Origin of the sequence: Nitratireductor indicus C115 (genome assembly GCF_000300515.1) — a bacterium.
GTDB lineage: Bacteria > Pseudomonadota > Alphaproteobacteria > Rhizobiales > Rhizobiaceae > Nitratireductor > Nitratireductor indicus.
Genome location: NZ_AMSI01000013.1, coordinates 100,117 through 124,007, shown reverse-complemented (window position 1 = coordinate 124,007; position 23,891 = coordinate 100,117). Strand labels below are relative to the sequence as shown.

Genomic DNA, 23,891 nt, shown 5'->3' with positions numbered 1-23,891 from the left:
GTCCGGCCGCCTCGCGCGGTTTGTCTTCCTTACGGATATCGGCTTTGCCGAAAGGCATTGCCATGACTGCGCTTTTCGCGCTGTCAGCCTGCCAGGGCGGGCCCGGCGGGACTCCCTTGTCGCTCGGCGTTAATTCCGGAACACCCGTCTCGGTTCTCCAGCATATCAACAATGCGGGTGCGAAATGCTGGATGCGCTCCGGCGACCGGCAATTCCGCGGGCTGCATCTCATTCCCGAGCTGGACACGACCGCGGGACGCCCCCGCCTCCTGATCATGAAATCCAGCGACCGGCAGGGACTGCCCCAGCTTGTCATTGAAGCATCCGGCACGCCCCCGCGCATCACCACATACGGCCCGCTCGTAACCGGCGCCACCGGCGCGCGCGTCAATGCCGATGTCACGCGCTGGGCAGGCGGACCCGACAAGTGCTAGAGCCTGTGCGGCCTGCTTGATGTCGTGCGCCTGATCTTGCCGTGTTGCGCCTTACATGAAACAAGCTGTTGACCAGCAAGGAGACTGGCGTGGCAAGGGTTCTCAACACAATAGGTCTGATTGTCGGCATCGTCGCCCTGGCACTGCAGTTCGGGCTCACAATTCCTGCCTCGATGGAAGCCGGGCGTAGCCTGATTGCCTCCATCATCTTCTACTTCTCTTTCTTTACGATCCTTACGAATCTCGGAGCCGTTCTGGCGCATGCGGCCGCTCTCACGGGCTGGCCAGCCGCTTTCGCCCATCCGGCAATGCACGGTGGTGTCGCGGTCGCCATCAGCGTGGTGGCGCTCGTCTATTGGGCGCTTCTGTCGTCGATCTGGGAACCGCAGGGGCTGTTCCTGCTGTGCGATGTGCTCCTGCACTATGCGACGCCAGCGATCTTCGTTCTCTGGTGGTTGCTGGCCGGCAGAGACGGAAGCCTTTCGCTCCGCCACGTGGCGGTGTGGCTTCTCTATCCGATCGCCTATGCCGCTTATGTGCTGGTACGCGCGCCGATTGCCGGCGAGGTGCCCTATCCCTTCCTGGATGCCACCATTTCCGGATGGACCAGCGTGTTCGTGACGATTTTCGGGATCGCCATTCTCTTTACAATGATCGGCATTCTGGCTCTTGCCGCCGACCGTATGGCCGCGCGCCGCCGCACCGCGCGCCAAAGGACATAGCGCTTACAAGCTCAATCCCAAAAAGGCCTGTGCCCTTCAAGGCGCGCCTCGCGACGATTCACACCGATATCGCGCAGCTGCTCCTCGGTCAGATCCAGAAGGTGCAATCGGCTGCGGCGCTTGATCATTATCGCACTCACGCGCGACACCAGTGCTTCAACGCCCTGCCAGATGGTCCTCAATATGGCGCCATGCCGAGCAGCGGGGCTGCTCAAGGCCTTGATTGTATCATTTGTACCCATTGATCTGCTCGCAATTTTTCCGATTGGAACGATTGCACCAATGAATTGACTCAATAAAAGATACAATATAGAGAATTGTCACCATGACAAATTGGCTGCCCAACCTCTCTGCCGGATCGGGACCGCTTTATGCGCGCCTTGCCGACCAGATCGAACACGATATCGAAGCAGGCGTGCTGGCAGGCGGGGCGAAGCTGCCGCCGCAACGCAACCTTGCCTATGACATTGGCGTAACGATCGGCACAGTGAGCCGAGCCTATGCACTGGTGCGCGAACGCGGTCTGGTCAGCGGCGAGGTCGGTCGCGGCACCTATGTTTTGCCGCGCGAGCAAAATGAACATCCCCTGCCCCCAAGCGAGGGGCAACCCTTCGCCGGCACGCGCAGCATGATCATAGAGCCCGGCAAGCAACGTATGGATTCAACGGCTGCTCCCGATATCGGCCAGGCGGAAGCCATCAGGAACCTCACTGCCAGGATCCTCGATGAACATCCCACCGAGATCGCAAGCTATACGCGGACCTTGCCGCCAAGCTGGTTTCAAGCCGGTTGCGACTGGCTTGCGCAGTCCGGCTGGCGTCCCGAGCCCGAAAACATCGTTCCCACGCTCGGCGGCCACGCCGGTATTCTCGCAGTCATTGCCGCAATGACGCTTCCCGGTGATCGCGTCGCCTATGAGGCGCTGACCTATTCCCACGTAGCCCGCAGCGCGACTGTGATCGGGCGGCGTTCTGTCGCCGTGGCCATAGACGCGTTCGGCATGGTGCCTGAGGATTTCGAACGGGTCTGCGCCCAGCAGCATCCCAAACTCGCCTTTCTTGTCCCCTCCCTGCACAATCCCACATTGGCGATCATGCCCGAGGAGCGGCGGCGCGCTATTGTCGAGATCGCACGGCGGCACAATGTCTGGCTGATCGAGGATAATATCTACGGCGCTCTTCTTGGCGAAACACCGGTGCTTGTCGCAGCGCTTGCGCCCGAGCGCACCTTCCTGATCGGCAGCCTGTCGAAGTCGGTTGCAGCGGGTGTACGTGGCGGCTGGATTGCCTGCCCGCCGCATTATGCCTCGCGGGTGCTGATCGCACACAAGATGATCACGGGTGGCATGCCCTTTCTGCTTGGAGAACTGGCCGCCCGGCTGGTGATCTCCGGCGAAGGTGCCGCCATTCATCGCAGGGTCGCGGAAGAGATACGGGCACGCGAAGCGCTTGCGAGAGCTGCATTTGCCGGCCAGGAGTTCATTTCCCGGCCCGACACGCCGTTTCTTTGGTTGAAACTGCCCGATCCGTGGCTTGCCAGCACTTTCAAGAACGCGGCTGCCGAAGAAGGCGTTCTGATCGACGACGAGGACGAATTCAAGGTCGAGCGATCCGGTCCTGCCCTGCATCGGGTGCGTGTCGCCTTCACGGTACCCAACGCGCGGGCCAGGGTTGCCGAAGCGTTTTCCACATTGAAGGGGCTTCTCGACAATCCAATCTGTGGCTTCGACAACTACAGCTGACAAAAGCCTCATTGGGAAGTGGATTCCCGCGCCCGGATGCTGTAACGCAACCGGGGAATCCCCCCAATGGAACCCTCTCAAGGGACCGTCGACCACATGACCATTCCCAATGATATCCGCATCACCGACGAGCTCATTGCCGCACACGGCCTGAAGCCCGACGAATATCAGCGTATCCTCGACCTGATCGAGCGCGAGCCGACCTTTACCGAGCTCGGCATATTCTCGGCCATGTGGAACGAGCACTGCTCCTACAAGAGTTCCAAGAAATGGCTGCGCACCCTTCCCACGAAGGGGCCGCAGGTAATCCAGGGGCCGGGTGAGAATGCGGGCGTGGTCGATATCGGCGACGGTCAGTGCGTGGTCTTCAAGATGGAGAGTCACAACCATCCGTCCTATATCGAGCCCTATCAGGGAGCGGCCACCGGCGTCGGCGGCATTCTGCGCGACGTCTTTACCATGGGAGCCCGTCCTGTCGCGGCCATGAACGCACTGCGCTTCGGCGCGCCCGACCATCCCAAGACGAAGCATCTGGTGGCCGGCGTCGTTTCCGGCGTCGGAGGATATGGCAACTCCTTCGGCGTTCCGACCGTGGGCGGGGAAGTGAATTTCGACGCCCGCTACAACGGCAACATCCTGGTCAACGCCTTTGCCGCCGGTATCGCTGAAACCAACGCCATCTTTTATTCGAAGGCCGAGGGCGTCGGCCTGCCCGTCGTCTATCTGGGCGCCAAGACGGGCCGCGACGGCGTGGGCGGTGCGACCATGGCCTCTGCCGAATTCGACGAAGGCATTGAGGAGAAACGCCCGACCGTGCAGGTGGGCGATCCCTTTACCGAGAAGTGCCTGCTTGAAGCTTGCCTCGAACTCATGGCGACGGGCGCAGTCATTGCCATTCAGGACATGGGCGCGGCCGGTCTGACCTGCTCGGCTGTCGAAATGGGCGCCAAGGGCGATCTCGGCATCGAACTGGATCTCGACAAGGTGCCCGTGCGCGAAGAGCGCATGAGCGCCTATGAGATGATGCTTTCTGAAAGCCAGGAGCGCATGCTGATGGTGCTGCGCCCGGAGAAGCACGCCGAGGCGGAGGCCATCTTCCACAAATGGGGGCTGGATTTCGCCATCGTCGGCAAGACGACCGACGATCTGCGTTTCCGCATCCTGCACCAGGGTGAGGAAGTCGCCAATCTTCCGATCAAGGATCTGGGCGACGAGGCGCCGGAATATGACCGGCCGTGGGTCGAACCCAAGCCTGCCGCAGCACTCAGTGCACCCGTCCCGCAGATGGACGTGGCCGACGGTCTTCTGAAACTGCTCGATACGGCCGATCTTTCCTCACGCCGCTGGGTGTGGGAGCAGTACGACACGCTGATCCAGGGCAATTCGCTGCAGATTCCAGGCGGCGATGCAGGCGTCGTGCGCGTTGAAGGACACGAAGAGAAGGCGCTCGCCTTCTCTTCCGACGTGACGCCTCGCTATTGCGAGGCCGACCCCTATGAGGGCGGCAAGCAGGCGGTTGCCGAATGCTGGCGCAACATCACCGCAACCGGCGCAGAGCCTCTGGCGGCCACTGACAACCTCAATTTCGGCAATCCCGAGAAGCCCGAAATCATGGGACAGCTCGTCATGGCGATCAAAGGCATCGGCGAAGCCTGTTCGGCGCTCGGCTTTCCCATCGTCTCGGGCAATGTGTCGCTCTACAATGAGACGCTCGGCCAGGCCATTCCGCCGACGCCGACCATCGCTGGCGTCGGTCTCATCCCCGACTGGCGGCAGTCAGCCCGCATCGCCTTCGCGGCGGGAGGCGAAAGCATCGTCCTGATCGGCGCTCCGAAGAACTGGGGCACACATCTCGGCCAAAGCGTGTATCTGCGGGACCTGCATGGCCGTACCGACGGGCCGACGCCTCCGGTCGACCTCGCTCACGAGAAGAAAACGGGCGATTTCGTGCGCGGCCTAATTCGTGCCGGCCTGACCACGGCCTCCCACGACTGCTCGGATGGCGGTCTGGCGGTTGCGCTGGCCGAAATGGCGATCGCTTCGGGCATTGGAGCGGCAATTGATGCGCCAGCGGATGCCGTACCCGCCTTCTTCGGCGAGGATCAGGGCCGCTACATCGTGACCACCGCCGATTCGGCCGCCATCCTGCAACGCGCCGCTGAAGCAGGCGTGTCGGTAGTCGTTCTTGGCCGAACCGGCGGAGACACTCTGAAGCTCGGTTCAGCCCGCGCCGTTCCCGTTACTGCACTTAAGGACGCACACGAACACTGGTTCCCCGCCTTCATGGATTAGGCGCAATCATTCCCCGGATTAGGCAAACGACCCGGCGCAAAGTTTATTCCGTCCGTTTACCTCCTCGTCAGCCAACGCTTGCTGTGCACCCTGCGACAAGCGTTGCACACGCCCACCGATTGACCTCCAGTGCCGAAGCCGCCATATCTCGGGGGTGGACTGAATCTGGAGACATCCTGCCCCATGGCTATGAATGCGGCTGACATCGAGCGACTGATCAAGGACGGAATCCCCGACGCGAAGGTAACCATTCGCGATCTCGCAGGCGACGGAGACCACTACGCGGCCGAAGTGGTGGCGGAAAGCTTTCGCGGAAAGTCGCGGGTGCAGCAGCATCAGATGGTCTATAATGCGTTGAAGGGGAATATGGGTGGCGCACTGCATGCGCTCGCACTTCAGACAAGCGCTCCGGACTGAGAAGGCGGCGTTTCATCTGGCCAGACGGCGCCACAAGATTGCCAATGTACCAGCCGGCGAAAGTTTTTGACGCATGGCGTTGCGTGCCGTCCCATGGTGCAATAGATAACGATTGTATTCTATAGCCGGGTCTTGACCCCGGTCATGAAAGGATTTGCGATGAGCGGTATCAACGAATTCATCGACAACGAGGTCAAAAGCAACGACGTGGTGCTCTTCATGAAGGGCACGCCGGGCTTTCCCCAGTGCGGCTTTTCTGGCCAAGTGGTGCAGATTCTCGACTATCTGAACGTCGACTACAAGGGCATCAACGTTCTTACGTCCGACGAGTTGCGTCAGGGCATCAAGGAATATTCCAGCTGGCCGACCATCCCCCAGCTTTATGTGAAGGGGGAATTCGTCGGCGGTTGCGACATCATCCGCGAGATGTTTCAGGCGGGCGAGTTGCAGAGTTTCCTCAACGAGAAGGGTGTGGCCGCCAAAGGCGCCGCCTGACCTTTTCAAACGGATAGCGCCCGGAAGGCCGGGCGCCCTCCCCGAATGCAATGCGCTGGCAGCCGTCAGCGCATTTTTTCGCGTCGGATATGGCTTTTCCTTGCATTCGGCGAGAAACCAGCGTGAGGCTTGGCTTCCGCTCGCATATAGTATCTTGCAGCCTGCGCAGACCATGCAGAATTGCATATAAAACAATGAGATAGACCGCTTCGCGTCCACCTCGAAGGAAGAGAAACGGTTTGGATGGATTATTTGACTGCTGCCTTGTGATGGTAGCCTGCGCCAACGTTCCGGTGTGTTTGGCAACGCGTGCGCATATCGCATTTGATCGATTTTGACGGAGAGAGAGTGATGGAGCAGCGATTAGCGACGGAACCGCAGGCACAGCCCAGCAAGACCATCGGCAAGGCAGAATTCATCGCGCTGGCTGCCGCATTGATGGCGCTCAACGCGCTGGCCATCGACATCATGCTGCCCGCACTTCAGCAGATCGGCTCGGCCCTTGGGGTCGAGGACGAGAATTCGCGCCAGTATATCGTCACCGCTTATATTGTCGGCCTGGGGGCCGGTCAGTTGGTCTTCGGCCCGATTTCCGACCGCTTCGGAAGACGCCCGCCCCTGTTCTTCGGTATCACGCTTTACATCATCGCCGGAGTTGCTGCCGCTTTTACCGAGAGCTTCACTCTCATGCTTGTTGCACGTCTGCTGCAGGGCATCGGTGCAGCCACCACCCGCGTGGTCTCGGTCTCCGCCATCCGCGATACGTTTGGCGGCCGTCAGATGGCCGAGGTCTTCTCTATGGTCATGATGGTGTTCATGGTCATTCCAGTCATCGCGCCGACACTTGGCCAGTTGATCCTGATCTTCGGCGAATGGCATGAGATTTTTCTCGCGATCGCCGCTCTGGCCCTGGTGTTCGGCCTGTGGGCACTGTTGCGGCTTCCCGAGACGCTGCACGAGGAAAACCGTCGTCCGCTTACCTTGAAATCAATCACGCAGGGGTTCGGCTTTGTGCTGACCAACCGGATTTCGCTTTGCTATACGTTGGCGACGACCTTCATCTTCGGATCGCTCTTCGGCTTCATCAGCTCGGCACAGCAGATCTACAGCGACACCTACGATCTGGCGGACTGGTTTCCGATCCTGTTTGCCATCGGTGCAGGTCTGATGGCGCTGTCGTCCTTTACCAATTCGCGGCTCGTCGGGCGGCTCGGCATGCGGCGCTTGTCGCATGGCGCGGTAGTGGGCTTCACGCTCTCAAGCCTGGTCTGGCTCGGTTTCGCCTATTTCGACCACCTGCCCTTTCCGCTCTTCTTTGCCCTGTTCTCGCTGACCATGTTCCAGTTCGGCTGGATCGGACCGAATTTCAACTCCATCGCCATGGAGCCTCTCGGTCATGTGGCGGGAACGGCGGCGGCCACGCAGGGCTTCATCACCACGCTTGGCGGTGGGCTGCTGGGCGCCTTCGTCGGACAGGCGTTCGACGGCAGCACCATGCCGCTTGCAGCCGGTTATTTCCTGACCGGCCTCGCGGCTCTCATTCTGGTGCTGATCGGCGAAAAGGGCCGCCTCTTCCACCCGATCAATCCGGCAGCCTGAGCATCTTTCCACCGTGCGCCTTCCCGGGCGCACGATGGATGCGCATCTTCAATTCTTCCGCATTTTTTGCGGGCGTCAGGCTACTCAGCCTGATCGCGCAAGGCTTCAAGGCCCGAAAAATCGAAGAGATTACGGTCCAAAAGATGAGACGGGCGCACATGGGTCAGCGCCCGGATCATCGTGTCCTTGCGACCGGGCATGCGTGTTTCGATATCGGCAAGCATCGCCTTCATGGCGTTGCGCTGAAGCCCGTCCTGGCTGCCGCACAGATCACAGGGGATGATGGGAAACCGCATCTGGTCCGCGAATTTCGCGAGGTCCACCTCCGCGCAATAGCTGAGCGGACGCAACACCATCATGTCGCCTTCGTCGTTCAACAGCTTGGGCGGCATGGCCGCGAGCCTTCCGCCGTGAAAAAGGTTCATGAAGAAGGTTTCCAGAATATCCTCGCGGTGATGTCCCAGAACCAGCGCCGAACATCCCTCTTCCCGCGCGACGCGATAAAGATGGCCGCGCCGAAGCCGTGAGCACAGCGAGCAATAGGTTGCCGTTTCAGGCAGCTTCTCCGTCACCACCGAATAGGTATCCTGATACTCGATACGGTGCGTGACGCCGATGCCCTTCAGATAGTCAGGCAGGATATGCTTTGGAAAATTAGGCTGGCCCTGGTCGAGATTGCAGGCAACCAATTCCACCGGCAACAGGCCACGCCATTGCAGGTCCATCAAAACGGCAAGCAACCCGTAGGAATCCTTGCCTCCCGACAGCGCGACCAGCCAGCGTTCGCCGGGCGTCACCATGGCGAAATCCTCGATGGCCTGACGCACATTGCGCAGGAGCCGCTTGCGCAGCTTGTTGAACTCGACGGAGGAAGGTGCCGCCTTCAGGAAAGCGGGAACCTCCGCATCGGTTTCATTGGCCTGTGCGGCGTCGATCGCTTGCGCCAGATTGCTGTGCATGGGCGGACCTTCGTGTATTTATCGGGCGTTCGTACGGATTGTCGCCCATTTTGCCTGTTTCTCAATGCATTCGTGCTAGAGCATTTTGCAGTCAGGTGGAATCATCCGACGGCAAAATACTGTGAGGAGAACTGCGCGCGTGGCAAAGCAGCTCGATATTCTGGTGCCGTTTCTCAATGAGCGCGAATCCGCCATCGGATTTTGTGCGCTTGCGAGCGGGCTTGCCACACAAGCGCGCCAGCGCTTCGGGCTGGAGACGCGTTTCGTCCTGATCGACGATGGCAGCACCGATGACGGCGGCAGGCTCTATGAAGAGCATTTGCAAGGAACCTGGACCCTCGTCACCTTGTCGCGCAACTTCGGCAAGGAGGCAGCGATCCTTGCCGGCCTCGATCATTCGGAGGCCGACTATGTGCTGATGATGGACGCCGATCTTCAGCACACGGCAGAGGTGGCGCTCGACATGATCGGGCGAATTCTCGCTGATCCGGAACTCGACATGGTCTATGCCGTGCGTGCTGACCGCGCCGAAACCCAGACCCTCGGCCGCTACCTGGCCAATGGCTTCTACTGGCTCATCAATATGGGCCAGCGCTACGAAATTCCGGCCAATGCCGGCGATTTCCGCATCATGTCGCGCCGCTTCGCCGGAGCCATGCGCCAGTTGCGCGACCAGCGCCGTTTCAACAAGGGTCTCTACGCCTGGACGGGTTTTCGCCAGCAGCGCATTCTCTACAAGCCTGCGGAACGCCAGGGCGGCACCAGCAAATGGTCGAAGCGCCGGCTCATTGCCTTCTCGCTCGAAGGGTTCACCTCCTTCTCGGTGGTGCCGCTCAGAATGGTGTCGCTGTTCGGAGGGGCGGTTGCCGTGCTCGGCTTCCTCTATGGAATCAAGATCCTTCTTGAAGTCCTTTTCACCGGGGTCGCGGTCCCTGGTTATCCGAGCCTGATCGTCGCCGTGCTCGTTCTTGGCGGGTTGAACCTGGCCCTTACGGGGCTTGTGGGTGAATATGTCTGGTCGGCACTGAGCGAAGCAAAGAACCGGCCCAACTATATCGTGAAGTCTGTCTCGCAATCGCAAAAAGCTGCTGGCGTGCGTCAACAAGCTTCCAGGAAGAGCAATGGCTAGGGCGGGCCGCAGCCTTTGGCTGATTGCCGACGATTACGGACTTTCGCCGCAGGTCAGCGCCGCGATCCGCGAATTGATTGCGGCAGGCAGGCTTAGCGGCACGGGCTGCATGACACTGTTCGAAGACTGGCAGGAACAGGCAAACCGGCTTGCCGATCTCGGCGCTTCCGCGTCGATCGGACTTCACCTCACGCTGACCGATTTCCCCGCTCTTACAACCGGGGTGCGCATGCCGGGGCTTAAACGGCTCATCGCAGACTGCGCGCGCGGCGAAAGCCGCTCCATCGCCGCCGAAGCAGATGCCCAGATGGAGCGCTTCCGTAGCGTCTTTGGGCGCGACCCCGCCTTCATCGACGGGCATCAGCACGTGCATTTCCTGCGCCCCGTCCGGCACTGGCTCTGCGGTCGTTTTGCGGGCCTGCCGCGGCAGATGCGGCCGTGGCTGCGCGGCGCGCCGACATTGCGCGCAGCCCCCGCGGGCCTCACGGCAAAGGTTGCCTTTGCGCGACTTCTGGCACGGGGTTTCGACATTGAGATGCGCCGCAGCGGCTTTTGCGTGCGGGGACCGCTCGGGGGGTTTTACGACTGGCGCAAACAAGGCACATTCGAGACTGCCTTGCCCTTCTTCTTGAAGAAGATGCCGGAAAACGGCGTTGTCATGTGCCATCCGGGTCGGGTGGACGCTCTCCTGCGGCAAAGGGACGTCTTTACCGACGCACGGGAAGAAGAGCTTGCGCTTCTTTCGTCAGAAGACTTCCCGACGTTTCTTGCCCGCAACGCTATCAGCCTTGCAACGGAACAGGGCGAATGAGCACGATGGAACGGCCTCTCCTCGTCAAGCTCAGGCGCTTTGCAATCGTCGGCCTCATGAACTCGGCGATCGACTTCGCAGCGTTTACGGTGCTTGTATATCTCGGATTGGCACCGCTTTTCTCCAACCTCCTCGCATGGGCGGTGGCGGTCATCGTCTCCTTTGCAGTGAATTCGCGCTGGACATTCGTGCGCTCCCACAAATTCCATCTCGGGAAAGCATTCGCGAAATTTGCCTTTTCGGGCAGCATCATTTCCCTCGGCTCATCCACCATTGCGGTATGGCTCCTGCCACCGCTCATTGGCGTCTTTCCGGCCAAGATCGTGGGCATTGCAATCGGCGCGGCACTGAATTTCTTCGCAGCGCGTTGGTCCATCGAGGATCGGCTGGCCTGAGGGCCTCAGAGCCGGGGCGCCGCAGCGCCCGTCAGTCATGCGGGCGGCACGATGAAGAGGCGCACGTCCCAAATCTTCTCATCAGTGAAGCCGGGTACGGAAATACGTTCTTCCTCGGTCGCTCTGACTGGGAACTTTCCGGCTGCGTTCAGGCACCAGGCCTGTTCGGCGAAACAGGCAATCACGATGCCATTGCTGCGCACGTCCGCCTCTGTGACCCATGGTGTGAGGCGGAATGAACTGTCCTGCATAGAGAATGGTCGCGCGCTGGCATAAAAGCTCGACCCGCTCGCCAGGATCTTGTCTCCCGCCACATAGGCAAGCGGCTTGTCGAAACGATCATCCCAGATTTTCTCGATCTCGAGCGCGATGGCGCGAACGGGCACCCCGTTATAGTTCGAACTGTCCTTGGCTTCCTCAGCCCGGATGAAGGGTGAAAGTGCCAGCAAGGCAGTACTGTAGACGACAACTGCAATCGGAATGACCGCTTTCCAGGTTTCAAGCCGGCCCGGCCGGATGAAAAGCATGAGCAGGATCGGCGCCGAGAAATACAGCGGCAAGGCCCATACGGAACTGAAACGGGCTGCCAGAACGATGCCCAGAACGAGAGTGAGGCCAAGGGACCCGAAGCTGGTCCACAACAAAGCGCGACCGGTGAGGCTATTTCGCAGGGCTGCAATCTGGCGGGTTTCGAACCATGCACCACGCCCATTGCGCATAAGCGCGATGGCCAGAACGAGAATTGCCGGAAGGAGATAGGCGATCAACGCCCCCAGAAAGCGCGGTGCCGAGGCTATGCCGGCCAGGGCTGAGCCATCGCCCTGCTCCGCAGCATAGGTGAGCGGCAGGAAATCATGCTCGACGAGCCACACAAGATGCGGCGCCATGACCAGGAGAAAGACCGCACTCGCCACCCAGACCCCTGCGCCGGCAAAAAGTGCGCGCGCTTCGCGGTCGAACAGCATGTGCAGGCAGATCGCCCCCAGAAGCGCCGCCGAATAATATTTGACCAGCATGGAACATGCCGCCAGGGCGCCAAGCAAAATGGCGTCCAGCAGCCGGCGCTTTTCCAGAAAGCGGAGATAGAACAAAACCGTCGCCGCCCAGAACGGCAGCATAGCCGCATTTGCATTGTATTTGATTGCAAGGAAGCTGACCGGGGGCAAAAAGAAGAAGAGCGCCGTGCTCATCGCTGCCCGCCACGGATCGAGAAAACGCACGGCAATGCGCCAGCTGGCAAGGAACGCTACAGCGCTGTTGACCGCCGAAAGAAGGTAGTAGGCCCAGTCAGCACGGGGAAAAACGGAGAACCAGGCCGCGGTTATCCATGCAAAAAGCGGTGGATGCTTGAAGTAGCCGTTCTGCCAGGCGATGCCCCAGGAGAAATTCTCCAGCATATCGCCAAAGCCGTCGAGGTTGAGCTGTGTCCAGCTCGCATACAGCGTCCAGACGACAACATAGAACGCCAGCAACAGAAGAATCTGTAATGCGGGCTTTTCCGCCGTTCTGCTTTTATCTGCCGTGCTGCTCATAGGGGCTCCGTCGGTCGTCACGACTAAATAAAAAAGAGCGCCTGCCAAAGGCAAGGCGCTCTTCGTAAAGACGGATAGCAGAAACCGTTAGCGCGAGTAAAACTCGACCACCAGGTTCGGCTCCATATGCACAGCATACGGTACGTCGGAGAGCGCGGGAACGCGCACGAACTTGGCAACCATCTTGTTGTGGTCGGCATCGACATAGTCCGGAACGTCGCGCTCGGAGAGCTGCGTTGCTTCCAGGACGATGGCCAGCTGCTTGGACTTTTCCTTGACCTCGATGACATCGCCGGCCTTACAACGGTAGGACGGGATGTTGACGCGACGGCCATTGACCAGAATGTGGCCGTGATTGACGAACTGGCGCGCGGCGAAAATCGTGGGCACGAACTTGGCGCGGTAGACCAGGGCGTCGAGGCGCGACTCGAGGAGACCGATCAGGTTCTCGTTGGTGTCGCCCTTGCGGCGGCTCGCCTCGTCGTAGGTCTTGCGGAACTGCTTTTCCGAAATATCGCCGTAGTGACCCTTCAGCTTCTGCTTGGCGCGCAGCTGCAGACCGAAGTCAGACAGCTTGCCCTTGCGGCGCTGACCATGCTGGCCGGGGCCATATTCACGACGGTTCACCGGGGACTTCGGACGACCCCAGACGTTTTCGCCAAGACGGCGGTCGAGCTTGTATTTCGCGGATTGGCGCTTGCTCATCGCATTCCCTTTCAAACATAAATACCCGAGGCATTCGCCCCGGACGAAGGAAACGCGCCCTCCTCTGGCTTCCTTTTTCGAAGCCTGACAGGGCAAGCCACGCACGCTTTGCGGCCTTGCCCACGGGACACGTTAAAATGCGCGAAAACCGGATGGCTGCCGCGCATTGGCGGCTGAATAGGCGAGCCCGGGCCGAATGTCAACAGTTGCGAGCCCTTGCGGCCCATAGACGCCTTGGTCCTCAGGCTGTTGCGGATAGCCTCAACCGGCCTCGGGGCGGAAGCCGAAGCCCAGAAGAAGGCGGCGCAAAGCCTCTGGCGGCTTGCCGGAGGTGAAATGCGCGATGTCCTCACTCTCCATCGGCCCGGCGGGCGGCAGTGAGGAAGCGAGCGTCTGAGCCCTGCGGGCAATGGCTTCCGACGTATCGATCCAGTCGACCGGCCAGGGTGCGGTCTTGCGCATGCGATTGACGAGAAAGGGATAGTGGGTACAGGCCAGAACGACAATATCGGTGCGGCGTCCGTCCTGTTCGACGAAACACGGCGCTATTTCGGTCTCGACGGCCGCCTCGTCGACAAAGCCCTCGCGCATATATTGCTCGGCAAGCGCCGCCAAATTCTCGCTGCCAACCAGACGCACATGGCATCTCGCCGCATAGTCGCGGATCAGATCGCGCGTGTATTGACGCTTTACCGTGCCGGGCGTGGCCAGTACGGAAACAAGGCCCGAGCGCGTGCGCTCAGCCGCCGGCTTGATCGCGGGAACCGTGCCTACGAAAATCTCTTGCGGAAACGTTTCGCGCAACCGGTGAATGGCAAGCGTAGACGCCGTGTTGCAGGCAATGACCGACATAACCGGCCTGTAGGTCGCGAGTAGTTCGGCGAAAAGACCGACCATGCGCTCCAGAAGCGCTTCTTCCTCCCAAGCCCCATAGGGAAAAGCCGCATCGTCGGCCACATAGACATAGGGCCGGCCAGGCAAAAGAATGCGAGCTTCCTTGACAACCGAGAGCCCGCCGATACCGGAATCGAAGAACAGGATGGGCCGGTTATCCATGTGCCGTCAGTCCCTTTCAGGTGCCCCCGAACCGCGCGGTTTCCAGGGCGAAAACTTTTCCAACGAAGAGAACACGCCCCGCAAAACCGCCAGTTCCTCGATGGAAAAGCCCGGGCGCGTGAAGAGAGCGCGCAGGTTGTCCATCATTTTGGGCTTTTTGTCGTCTGTACGAAAATATCCCCGCTCGTCGAGAACCCGGTCGAGATAGGACATCAGGTTCTCGATATGCTCCTTCGGCGCCGGGATCATCTGTGCCTGCGGCGGGCGCACGGCCTGATCGCCGGTCTTCATCCACTCATAGGACATGAGAAGCACGGCCTGGGCGATATTCAGAGAAGCAAAGGCCGGATTTACCGGGAAAGTGACGATCTCGTCGGCAAGCGAGACTTCCTCATTGGTCAGGCCCCAACGCTCACGGCCGAAAAGAATGCCGGTCTTCTGATCGGCGGAAAAACGGTTGCGCAATTCCATGGAGGCTTCGACAGGTCCGCGCACCGGCTTGAAATTGTCTCGCGGACGCGCCGTGGTGGCATAGACGAAATTGAGATCGGCTATCGCATCAGCAGCCGTATCGAACGTGGTCACGGCATCGATGATGTGATCGGCACGGCTTGCCGCAGCCTGCGCCTTCTCGTTCGGCCAGCCGTCGCGCGGGTTGACGAGGCGCAGCTCCGCAAGGCCGAAATTGGCCATGGCGCGCGCCACCATCCCGATGTTTTCACCAAGCTGCGGCTCGACCAGAATGATCGCCGGGCCTTCCGCGAGCATGGGCTGTTGTTTGTCCGTTCCTGCCATGGGGGCTGCTGTTACCCGCTTCGCGCGGCGCGGTAAAGCGCTTCAGGCAAACATCGTTGCGCGCACCAGCTCCGGTATCATGGCGACACTCCTGAGCGCATCCTTCAACGTTTTCTGCTCACGCCCCGTCAGCCGGTCCAGCGCGATGTGGTTCGAAAGCGGGATGCCCGCACCGATATCGGCCACCTGCTGGCGCAAGACCAGCGTCAGAAAGAACACATGAGCATCGCGCAGGACCGTGAAATCATTGCGCGGCATGCCGGGCAATGCGGCAAGCCCCTCGAGCCTTTCTCTCGTGGAAGCGCGGGCAACATGGTGATGAATGGCCAGCGCCCGCGCCATGGCGGCAATGGGAAAGAGGCCATTCAGTTTCAGATCGATACGGCCCTCCTGCGTCCGCAAACCGCCCAGGAGCGTGAACGGGTTGTTGACGTTGCGCACGCTTTCCCCGAGCTGCTTGGCGAATTCGACATGCTCTCCACCTCGCTGCCAGGCATAGGTACGAAGGCTCTCCACCAGTTGCGCCTCGCCATGGACCGGGCGCAGATCGTAGAAGATATCGACATTGAGAAGGTCTTCCGGGCGGGCCTTGATCACCCAGTCATCGACGCGGCGGCGCCATTCGGCCGACGAACCGCGCCAGCCCGCATTGCGCGCCATGACACCGCCCTTGCACAGAGGAATGGCCGCGGCATGAAGATGGTCGGTGAAGCGGATGGCGAAGCGTTCGAACCAGAGATCGGCAGCACTGCCCGGCTCGCCCTCATCGAAGACAAGCGCATTGTCCTGATCGGGCGCCAGAAGGCTTTCACCACGCCCACCCGAACCCAGAACCATGATGGCGAAACGGCATGGCGCCTCGCCCTCGCCTGAAAATCGCATATCATCAAGGGCAATCTCGGCCGCACGCGCGGTCATGGCACACAGAATGCCCGAAGCGATTTCGGCAACGATACGTGCATCGATGTCCTCGCCAAGGAGTGCGGACGCGACAACAGGCACCCGCGACCACGCCATGGCGAGATCCGCAGGGTTCGAGGCACCTTCGATGCGGGCCTGAAGATCGACTGCGGCTCCTGCCCGGAATTTAAGGAAATCGCGTGCCGAAAGGACGCCCACCAGGAGCCCCTTCTCGTCGGTTACGGCCAGATGCCTGATGCGATGGCGGTTCATCAAGCCAAGCGCCTGATAGAAGAATGCGTCCTTGCGGATAGCGACAAGCGGCCTTGCGGCATGCGTCATCGCAGGATCAGCAAGCGCGTCGGCCCCGCTGCGCGCCACTGCCCGCAGCACGTCGCGCTCCGTCACGATCGCGTAATCTTCGACAGGCCGTGCCGAAGCTGCGCCGGGCTCCAGTAAAAGGGAGCTGATACGCTTTTCGACCATGGTTTCTGCAGCCGCCTGAAGCGTGATGTCATCACGCATGACAACCGGCTCCGGCTTTGCCGCCTCATGCACCCGGTGGCGGAATGCATAGGGATCGATAACGCCCAGCGCGCGTGCCGACGCATCGCTGCGCCGCAGAAATGGCTCGCTCCAGCCCGCTTCCGCCTGCTGGCGCAGCGCCTGCGAACGCAGGCTGGAAGCGCGCTCCGCCTCGGCCACGGTGCGAATGCCCATTCCGGTGAGATGCGGCACGAGTGCCGTGAATATCTCCCCGGCAATACGGGCATCGGAAACCGCGTTATGCCGACCGGCCGTTTCCACATCGAGCCAGGCCGCAATCGCATCGAGGGAAGCGTCCGGGAGATCGGGATTGACGATGCCGGCCAGCATGCGCACGCAAAGCGTGCGTGGTGCCTGCCACAAAAGCCCCGCCCTGCCCGCTTCGCGCTCCAATATGGCGAGATCGAAACCAAGCGCATAACCGATGAGGAGCCGGCCGCGCCGATAGCCTTCGAAATCTTCCCAGGCCGCCGCGAAATCCGGCGCCATGCGCAGCATCTGCCCGGTAATGCCGTGAATGGCGGTCGCGCGTGGCGGCACGGCAATGCCGGGATCGACCAGCGCTTCGAATGTGTCCTCCGGAACGAGCCGGCCCCCAACCATCGCCATGGCGCCGATCTGGAGAAGCCGCGCCTCGCGCACGTCGAGCCCCGTCGTCTCCGTATCGAAGGCAACCGCATTGGCGGCTATCAGGGGTGTGGCATCATGTACCGGTTTCATCTCCTCCCCCTTATTACCCAACCTGTAAACCGGACTATCGCTTGCGGATCAGCACGGCAGCACGGTTTTGCAGGCAGTTTGCCCGAAAGGCGCAAAAGACGAAATCCTGCCTTCGTTCAACAAGCGTGTTGGCAAAGGAAGCCTTCGGCTTTGCGCTTTGCGCGAGGGATGCTATAGGGCTGCCAACCCTTGGCGCGGGCGCTTCTCCGCGCTTTCCTTCACACAGCATCGCGGAGCTTTTTCATGAGCAAAATCAAGGTGGAGAATCCGGTCGTCGAACTCGATGGCGACGAGATGACCCGCATCATCTGGCAGTTCATCAAGGAAAAGCTGATCCATCCCTATCTCGATATCGATCTGAAATATTTCGATCTCGGCATGGAATCGCGTGATGCGACCGACGATCAGGTGACGATCGATGCAGCGAACGCGATCAAGAAATACGGCGTCGGCGTGAAATGCGCCACCATCACACCGGATGAAGCCCGCGTCGAGGAATTCGGCCTGAAGAAAATGTGGAAGTCGCCCAACGGCACGATCCGCAATATTCTGGGTGGCGTGATCTTCCGCGAACCCATTATCGCAAAGAACGTTCCCCGTCTGGTGCCGGGCTGGACCCAGCCCATCGTGGTCGGTCGTCATGCTTTCGGCGATCAGTACCGCGCCACCGATTTCCGCTTCCCCGGCAAGGGCAAGCTGACGATCAAGTTTGTCGGCGAAGACGGAGAGACCATCGAGCACAACGTGTTCGATGCACCCTCCTCCGGCGTTGCCATGGCAATGTACAATCTGGACGATTCCATTCGTGATTTCGCCCGCGCCTCGCTGAATTACGGTCTGCAGCGCGGTTATCCGGTCTATCTGTCCACCAAGAACACCATCCTGAAAGCCTATGATGGCCGCTTCAAAGATCTGTTCCAGGAAGTCTATGAGAGCGAGTTCGAAGAGCGCTTCAAGGAAAAGAAGATCTGGTACGAACACCGCCTGATCGACGACATGGTGGCTTCGAGCCTGAAATGGTCCGGCGGATATATCTGGGCCTGTAAGAACTATGATGGCGACGTGCAGTCCGACACGGTTGCCCAGGGCTTCGGCTCGCTCGGTCTGATGACCTCGGTGCTGATGACGCCGGACGGCAAGACGGTCGAGGCGGAAGCCGCGCACGGTACGGTGACGCGCCACTATCGTCAGCACCAGAAGGGCGAGGAAACCTCGACCAACTCCATCGCGTCGATCTTCGCATGGACGCGCGGCCTTGCGCATCGCGCCAAGCTCGACAACAACGAGGCGCTGGCGAAGTTCGCCAAGACGCTTGAGGACGTGTGCGTGCAGACGGTCGAATCCGGTCATATGACCAAGGACCTCGCCCTGCTGATCGGACCCGACCAGCCGTGGCTTTCCACCACGGGCTTCCTCGACAAGATCGACGAGAATCTCCAGAAAGCCATGGCGTAGGCCGCACCGGTTTTCCTGATCGATTGAACGAAACGGCCCGGGGTGCGCATGCATTCCGGGCCGCTTTCTTTGCGGCGATTCCATCTCGACAATTGCGCCGTTCGCCTGCCACTATTGCAGTCGAGACATCCATTCAGCTGAATAGCAACCATCCTGAAGACGGAGCGAGGATAGATCCTTGGGCAAGACGATCCGCTCCCTGTGGCAACATCACCGGTTGCTCTTCATCGCCTTCTGCATCGCGCTCTTGATCACGCTGCTTCTCGCGCTGCGAACCGTCGCTTTCTACGCCTATTGGTCGACACACCGCGCCGTACCGATCGAGGACTGGATGACCATCGGCTATGTAGCGCGCTCCTGGGAAGTCGAACCCGACGCCTTGCGCCGTTCCCTCGGTCTGGACGACCAGACGCGCGACCGCCGCAGCATCGCGCGGCTTGCAGCCGAGCGCGGCGTGCCGGCGGGGGTCCTGCTCGAAGATGTGCGCAAAGCCGTCGACAGGTTGCGTGAAACGCCCGAGGGCAAAGGCAAGACGCCATGAGCGAAGCCATTCTCGCGCTTTTTGCGCTTTATGGCCTTCCGGGCGTTTTCCTCATACTGGCCGCAGGACAGGTTGGCGTTCCGCTGCCGACATCGATCCTGCTGATGAGTGTCGGGGCGCTCTTGGCCGATGGCGATCTTTCGCCAGCGACAACCTTTGGTTTCGCCCTTGCGGGCGCGGTCGCCGGCGACCAGACCGGATACGCCGTGGCACGCTTCGGCGGGCGCGGCCTGATCGATCGCGTGGCAAAGGGGGCGGCAGCGCAGAAGGGCTTTGCAAAGGCAGAGCAATTTTCACGAAAATGGGGCGGTACAGGTGTTTTCTTCAGCCGCTGGCTCGTCAGCCCTCTTGGCCCGTGGATCAATCTCACCAGCGGGCTTGCACGCTATCCCTGGGGCAAATTCCTGCTCTGGGATGTAGCCGGCGAAGCCATCTGGATCGCGGGTTATCTCGCTATCGGCTACGGGTTCAGCCGTTCCATTGCCGGCATTGCCGAGCTCGTCGCCAATCTCGGCTGGTTCATCGGCGCCGCAGCCCTGACGGCGCTTCTGGGGTATCTCCTGTGGCGTGCCGCGCACAGAAACCATGCGCGGCAGCAGAAGGTCTCAATCGCCGATCAGACCGGATAAATCAGGCGGCTCCCATCGCCGCCTTGACGGCTTCGACCGCGTCCGCAGCCTTGTCGCCATCCGGGCCACCCGCCTGAGCCATGTCCGGCCGGCCGCCGCCGCCCTTGCCGCCAATGGCGGCGGAAGCAGCACGAACGAGATCGACGGCGCTGAAGCGTTCCGTCAAATCAGCGGTCACTCCAACCACCACGCTCGCCTTGCCTTCCTCGCCGGTGCCGACGAACACGACAACGCCCGAGCCGAGCGAAGCCTTGCCCTCGTCGGCAAGCGGCTTCAGATCCTTCGGCGAAATGTTCTCGACGACCCTGCCGAGGAAGCTGACGCCGGCAACGGTCTGTTTTCCGGCATCGTCCGCCTTGCCGGCACCGCCGCCGCCAAGCGCGAGCTTGCGCCGGGCGTCGGACAAATCACGCTCCAGCTTGCGGCGCTCCTCCAAAACCGTTTCCAGACGCTGAGCGACATCGGCCGGAGCGACCTTGAGCGCCCCCGCCGCCTGCTTGAGCTGGCGCTCCTGTTCGGCCAGATAGCGGCGCGCGGCCGCCCCTGTCAGGGCTTCGATGCGGCGCACGCCCGCCGCAACGGCGCCTTCGGCAACCACGCGAACCAGACCGATATCACCCGTGGCGCGCACATGCGTACCGCCGCAAAGCTCGATCGAATAGGCCTTGCCGGCCTTTTCTCCCTCGAAGGCCGTGCCCATGGAAACGACGCGGACTTCATCGCCGTATTTCTCGCCGAAAAGCGCCATTGCACCTTCAGCAATCGCATCGTCCACGGCCATCAGGCGCGTGACGACCGGCGCATTCTGCAGCACAACCTCGTTGGCGATGTCCTCGATGCGGGCGAGCTCTTCATCGGAAATGGGCTTCGGATGGGAGAAATCGAAGCGCAGGCGCTCTGGCGCGACCAGCGATCCCTTCTGCGCCACATGGCCGCCCAGCACCTCACGCAACGCCTCGTGCAGAAGATGTGTGGCGGAGTGATTGGCACGAATGCGGGTGCGGCGGGCATGGTCGACATGCATTGCAACCGCATCGCCGGTCTTCACCGTCCCCTTTTCGACTTTACCCTGATGGACCAGCAGGCCATCGCCCTTCTTCTGGGTGTCGGAAACGGCAATCACGAAACCTTCGCCCTCAATGGTGCCCGTATCGCCCATCTGGCCGCCGGATTCGCCATAGAACGGCGTCTGGTTGGTCACAAGCGCGACCGTATCCCCTTCGCCCGCACTCTCGACGATGGCTCCATCGCGAACAAGTGCTGTGACGACGCCTTCGGCATCCTCCGTCTCGTAGCCCAGAAAATCGCTGGCTCCGGCCTTGTCCTTAACCGAAAACCAGACCGTTTCCGTTGCCGCCTCGCCAGACCCCGCCCAGTTGGCGCGCGCCTCCGCCTTCTGGCGCTCCATCGCATCGGTGAAGCCGCCAAGGTCCACGTGAATGCCACGCTGACGCAGCGCGTCCTGGGTCAAATCCAGCGGGAAGCCATAGGTGTCATAGAGCTTGAAGGCAGTTTCGCCATCGAGCAGATCGCCCTCGCGCATATCGCCCGTCGCATCGGACAGAAGCGAGAGACCGCGCGCAAGCGTCTTGCGGAAGCGGGTTTCCTCCAGCTTCAACGTCTCGGTGATCAGAGCCTGCCCGCGCACGAGCTCGGGATAGGCCTGACCCATCTCGCGCACCAGAGCCGGCACGAGACGCCACATCAGCGGTTCCTGGGCGCCAAGAAGCTGCGCGTGGCGCATGGCGCGGCGCATGATGCGGCGCAGCACATAGCCACGCCCCTCGTTGGAGGGCAAAACCCCGTCGGCTATCAGGAAGCTCGACGCGCGCAAATGATCGGCAATGACCTTGTGGCTCGCATGCTGGGGGCCTTCGGCCGCAACGCCCGTTGCCTCCACCGATGCGCGGATCAGAGCGCGGAACAGATCGATATCGTAATTGTCGTGGACGCCTTGCAAAACGGCTGCGACACGCTCAAGGCCCATCCCCGTGTCGATGGAAGGACGTGGCAATTCCACCCGTTCGTCCAGCGTCAGCTGCTCATACTGCATGAAGACGAGATTCCAGATCTCGATGAACCGGTCGCCATCCTCATCCGGGCTTCCGGGAGGTCCGCCCGGAATGCTCTCGCCGTGATCGTAGAAAATCTCCGAGCATGGACCGCAGGGGCCCGTATCGCCCATGGCCCAGAAATTGTCGCTGGTGGGAATGCGAATGATGCGGTCATCGGACAGACCCGCAATCTTCTTCCAGTAGCCGGCTGCCTCATCATCAGTGTGATAGACCGTGACCAGAAGGCGCTTGGCGTCCAGGCCGAATTCCTTGGTGACGAGGTTCCAGGCCAGTTCGATCGCCCGATCCTTGAAATAGTCGCCGAAGGAGAAATTGCCCATCATCTCGAAGAAAGTGTGGTGACGGGCCGTGTAGCCGACATTGTCGAGATCGTTGTGCTTGCCGCCTGCACGCACGCATTTCTGAGCGGTCGCGGCGCGATCATATGGGCGGGACTCAAGACCTGTGAAAACGTTCTTGAACTGCACCATGCCCGCATTGGTGAACATCAGCGTCGGATCGTTGCGCGGAACCAGCGGGCTGGAAGAAACCACCTCGTGCCCGTTCTTCTTGAAATAGTCGAGAAAGGTCGACCGGATGTCGTTGACGCCACTCATGTTTCAGCCTTTGCGAGAGCCCCGCGCGACAGATGCGGGAAACAGGTGTTCGCCTTTTAGCGTCAGCACCCAATCGTGTCCAGAAATCCCGAAACGGAAGCGGCGGAGGATTTTCATCCTCCGCCGCCCGTCATTCAGCCAGCGATGAAAACCGCCGGGAACCTCAATCCTCGCCGCCGTCGCCGTCCTGGTCGCCGGGGCCTGTGTCGTCGAGGAACTTGTCGGCGATCAGTCCTGCATTCTGGCGCAGCGCCGTCTCGATCTCGTTGAGAATTTCAGGATTGTCGCGCAGGAACTGCTTGGCATTCTCCCGGCCCTGGCCGAGACGCTGGGAATTGTAGGAGAACCAGGCACCCGACTTCTCCACGACACCGGCCTTCACACCCAGGTCGATCAACTCGCCCGTCTTCGACACGCCCTCGCCATACATGATGTCGAACTCGACCTGCTTGAAGGGCGGGGCCATCTTGTTCTTGACCACCTTGATGCGGGTCTGATTGCCGACCGTCTCGTCGCGATCCTTGACCGAGCCGATGCGGCGGATATCAAGGCGCACCGAGGAATAGAACTTCAACGCGTTGCCGCCCGTCGTCGTCTCCGGCGAGCCGAACATGACGCCGATCTTCATACGGATCTGGTTGATGAAGATGACCATGGTCTTGGAGCGGGAGATCGAAGCCGTCAGCTTGCGCAGCGCCTGGCTCATCAGGCGCGCCTGCATGCCCGGCAGGGAATCGCCCATTTCGCCCTCGATCTCGGCGCGTGGCGTGAGTGCCGCGACGGAATCGACCACAATCACATCAAGCGCCCCGGAGCGCACCAGCGTATCGCAGATTTCCAGCGCCTGCTCGCCGGTGTCCGGCTGGGAGATGAGAAGGTTCTCAAGATCGACACCCAGCTTGCGGGCATAGACAGGATCAAGAGCATGCTCGGCATCGATGAAGCCGCAAATGCCGCCCTTCTTCTGCGCTTCGGCAACCGTATGAAGCGCGAGCGTCGTCTTGCCCGAGCTTTCAGGCCCGTAAATCTCGATGATACGGCCACGCGGCAAGCCACCAATACCCAGCGCGATATCGAGGCCGAGGGAGCCGGTGGAAATCGTCTCGATCTCGACCACCTGGTCATTCGCGCCCAAACGCATGATCGAGCCCTTGCCGAAGGCGCGTTCGATCTGCGACAGCGCCGCATCCAGAGCCTTGGTTTTGTCCACCGAATTGTCCTCTACCAGCCGCAATGAGTTCTGAGCCATGATACAACACCCCTTCGTCGTCAATGGGAGCGGTTCCGCCAAATCCGCGATGTTTATTCGTACCCTTTTTGTTCCATTTTTGCAATAGGGATTATCTT

At 60.8% G+C, this 23,891-nt stretch carries 22 protein-coding genes; 13 read left to right on the top strand and 9 right to left on the bottom strand.

The genetic code is table 11. The annotated features are described in order from the left end of the window. The first annotated feature begins 62 nt into the window (after window positions 1-62). Both NA8A_RS18025 and NA8A_RS18020 read left to right on the top strand, forming a co-directional pair. The gene (locus NA8A_RS18025) at window positions 63-434 is read left to right on the top strand and encodes a hypothetical protein (RefSeq protein WP_240532819.1); all 372 of its coding nucleotides are present in this window, start codon (window positions 63-65) and stop codon (window positions 432-434) included. 89 nt (window positions 435-523) lie between these two features. Next, window positions 524-1,156, top strand: a complete 633-nt coding sequence (locus NA8A_RS18020; protein WP_040673019.1) for a Pr6Pr family membrane protein — start codon at window positions 524-526, stop codon at window positions 1,154-1,156. A gap of 11 nt (window positions 1,157-1,167) precedes the next feature. Here the strand turns inward: NA8A_RS18020 and NA8A_RS25670 are convergent, their stop codons facing one another. Next, window positions 1,168-1,398: a DUF1127 domain-containing protein gene (locus tag NA8A_RS25670; protein WP_009451801.1), complete on the bottom strand. Its 231-nt coding sequence runs from the start codon at window positions 1,396-1,398 to the stop codon at window positions 1,168-1,170. Between the two features lie 83 nt (window positions 1,399-1,481). Between NA8A_RS25670 and NA8A_RS18010 the strand changes: the two genes are divergently transcribed. From NA8A_RS18010 to NA8A_RS17985, 5 genes are all read left to right on the top strand, one after another. Next, window positions 1,482-2,897 (top strand): aminotransferase-like domain-containing protein, encoded by a 1,416-nt coding sequence (locus NA8A_RS18010; protein ID WP_009451800.1) that lies wholly within the window; start codon window positions 1,482-1,484, stop codon window positions 2,895-2,897. Between the two features lie 96 nt (window positions 2,898-2,993). Then, the gene (purL, locus tag NA8A_RS18005; protein ID WP_009451799.1) at window positions 2,994-5,189 is read left to right on the top strand and encodes a phosphoribosylformylglycinamidine synthase subunit PurL; all 2,196 of its coding nucleotides are present in this window, start codon (window positions 2,994-2,996) and stop codon (window positions 5,187-5,189) included. Between the two features lie 183 nt (window positions 5,190-5,372). Further along, window positions 5,373-5,606 carry a BolA family protein gene (locus NA8A_RS18000; RefSeq protein WP_009451798.1) on the top strand — a complete coding sequence of 78 codons (234 nt, stop codon included), beginning with the start codon at window positions 5,373-5,375 and terminating at the stop codon, window positions 5,604-5,606. Window positions 5,607-5,765: 159 nt separating this feature from the next. Then, window positions 5,766-6,101 (top strand): Grx4 family monothiol glutaredoxin, encoded by a 336-nt coding sequence (gene grxD, locus NA8A_RS17995; protein ID WP_009451797.1) that lies wholly within the window; start codon window positions 5,766-5,768, stop codon window positions 6,099-6,101. A gap of 351 nt (window positions 6,102-6,452) precedes the next feature. Then, window positions 6,453-7,700 carry a multidrug effflux MFS transporter gene (locus NA8A_RS17985; protein WP_009451796.1) on the top strand — a complete coding sequence of 416 codons (1,248 nt, stop codon included), beginning with the start codon at window positions 6,453-6,455 and terminating at the stop codon, window positions 7,698-7,700. 80 nt (window positions 7,701-7,780) lie between these two features. Here NA8A_RS17985 and ttcA read toward each other — a convergent pair whose 3' ends face one another. Beyond that, window positions 7,781-8,659 carry a tRNA 2-thiocytidine(32) synthetase TtcA gene (gene ttcA / locus NA8A_RS17980; protein WP_009451795.1) on the bottom strand — a complete coding sequence of 293 codons (879 nt, stop codon included), beginning with the start codon at window positions 8,657-8,659 and terminating at the stop codon, window positions 7,781-7,783. Window positions 8,660-8,798: 139 nt separating this feature from the next. Between ttcA and NA8A_RS17975 the strand changes: the two genes are divergently transcribed. Genes NA8A_RS17975 through NA8A_RS17965 form a run of 3 tightly spaced genes read left to right on the top strand, consistent with a single transcriptional unit; the run spans window position 8,799 to window position 10,994 of the window. Next, the gene (locus tag NA8A_RS17975; protein ID WP_009451794.1) at window positions 8,799-9,788 is read left to right on the top strand and encodes a glycosyltransferase family 2 protein; all 990 of its coding nucleotides are present in this window, start codon (window positions 8,799-8,801) and stop codon (window positions 9,786-9,788) included. Then, on the top strand, window positions 9,781-10,599 hold the full coding sequence (locus NA8A_RS17970) for a ChbG/HpnK family deacetylase (RefSeq protein WP_009451793.1): 819 nt from the start codon (window positions 9,781-9,783) through the stop codon (window positions 10,597-10,599). The genes NA8A_RS17975 and NA8A_RS17970 overlap by 8 nt, the downstream gene beginning before the upstream one ends. Next, the gene (locus NA8A_RS17965) at window positions 10,596-10,994 is read left to right on the top strand and encodes a GtrA family protein (protein WP_009451792.1); all 399 of its coding nucleotides are present in this window, start codon (window positions 10,596-10,598) and stop codon (window positions 10,992-10,994) included. The genes NA8A_RS17970 and NA8A_RS17965 overlap by 4 nt, the downstream gene beginning before the upstream one ends. A gap of 35 nt (window positions 10,995-11,029) precedes the next feature. Here NA8A_RS17965 and NA8A_RS17960 read toward each other — a convergent pair whose 3' ends face one another. The 5 genes from NA8A_RS17960 to NA8A_RS17940 form a co-directional block, all read right to left on the bottom strand. Next, window positions 11,030-12,526: a glycosyltransferase family 39 protein gene (locus tag NA8A_RS17960; RefSeq protein ID WP_009451791.1), complete on the bottom strand. Its 1,497-nt coding sequence runs from the start codon at window positions 12,524-12,526 to the stop codon at window positions 11,030-11,032. An 87-nt stretch (window positions 12,527-12,613) separates the two neighbouring features. Continuing rightward, window positions 12,614-13,231, bottom strand: a complete 618-nt coding sequence (gene rpsD, locus NA8A_RS17955; protein WP_009451790.1) for a 30S ribosomal protein S4 — start codon at window positions 13,229-13,231, stop codon at window positions 12,614-12,616. Window positions 13,232-13,492: 261 nt separating this feature from the next. After that, window positions 13,493-14,287, bottom strand: coding sequence for a glutamate racemase (gene murI, locus NA8A_RS17950; protein WP_009451789.1), 795 nt, complete (start codon window positions 14,285-14,287; stop codon window positions 13,493-13,495). A 6-nt stretch (window positions 14,288-14,293) separates the two neighbouring features. Beyond that, the gene (locus NA8A_RS17945) at window positions 14,294-15,082 is read right to left on the bottom strand and encodes an RNA methyltransferase (RefSeq protein ID WP_009451788.1); all 789 of its coding nucleotides are present in this window, start codon (window positions 15,080-15,082) and stop codon (window positions 14,294-14,296) included. 42 nt (window positions 15,083-15,124) lie between these two features. Continuing rightward, window positions 15,125-17,248 carry a DUF294 nucleotidyltransferase-like domain-containing protein gene (locus NA8A_RS17940; protein WP_009451787.1) on the bottom strand — a complete coding sequence of 708 codons (2,124 nt, stop codon included), beginning with the start codon at window positions 17,246-17,248 and terminating at the stop codon, window positions 15,125-15,127. 243 nt (window positions 17,249-17,491) lie between these two features. On the opposite strand from NA8A_RS17940, the gene NA8A_RS17930 reads away from it, so the two are divergent. The 3 genes from NA8A_RS17930 (at window position 17,492) to NA8A_RS17920 (ending at window position 19,873) form a co-directional block, all read left to right on the top strand. Beyond that, window positions 17,492-18,703 carry an NADP-dependent isocitrate dehydrogenase gene (locus NA8A_RS17930; protein ID WP_009451785.1) on the top strand — a complete coding sequence of 404 codons (1,212 nt, stop codon included), beginning with the start codon at window positions 17,492-17,494 and terminating at the stop codon, window positions 18,701-18,703. Window positions 18,704-18,881: 178 nt separating this feature from the next. Then, window positions 18,882-19,244 carry a hypothetical protein gene (locus NA8A_RS17925; RefSeq protein ID WP_009451784.1) on the top strand — a complete coding sequence of 121 codons (363 nt, stop codon included), beginning with the start codon at window positions 18,882-18,884 and terminating at the stop codon, window positions 19,242-19,244. Next, window positions 19,241-19,873, top strand: coding sequence for a DedA family protein (locus tag NA8A_RS17920; protein WP_009451783.1), 633 nt, complete (start codon window positions 19,241-19,243; stop codon window positions 19,871-19,873). Before NA8A_RS17925 ends, NA8A_RS17920 begins: the two co-directional genes overlap by 4 nt. A gap of 1 nt (window position 19,874) precedes the next feature. Here NA8A_RS17920 and alaS read toward each other — a convergent pair whose 3' ends face one another. After that, a complete protein-coding gene (alaS, locus tag NA8A_RS17915) occupies window positions 19,875-22,544 on the bottom strand; it encodes an alanine--tRNA ligase (protein WP_009451782.1) in 2,670 nt (889 codons plus the stop codon). Window positions 22,545-22,707: 163 nt separating this feature from the next. After that, a complete protein-coding gene (gene recA / locus NA8A_RS17910) occupies window positions 22,708-23,793 on the bottom strand; it encodes a recombinase RecA (RefSeq protein WP_009451780.1) in 1,086 nt (361 codons plus the stop codon). Window positions 23,794-23,891: the final 98 nt, after the last annotated feature.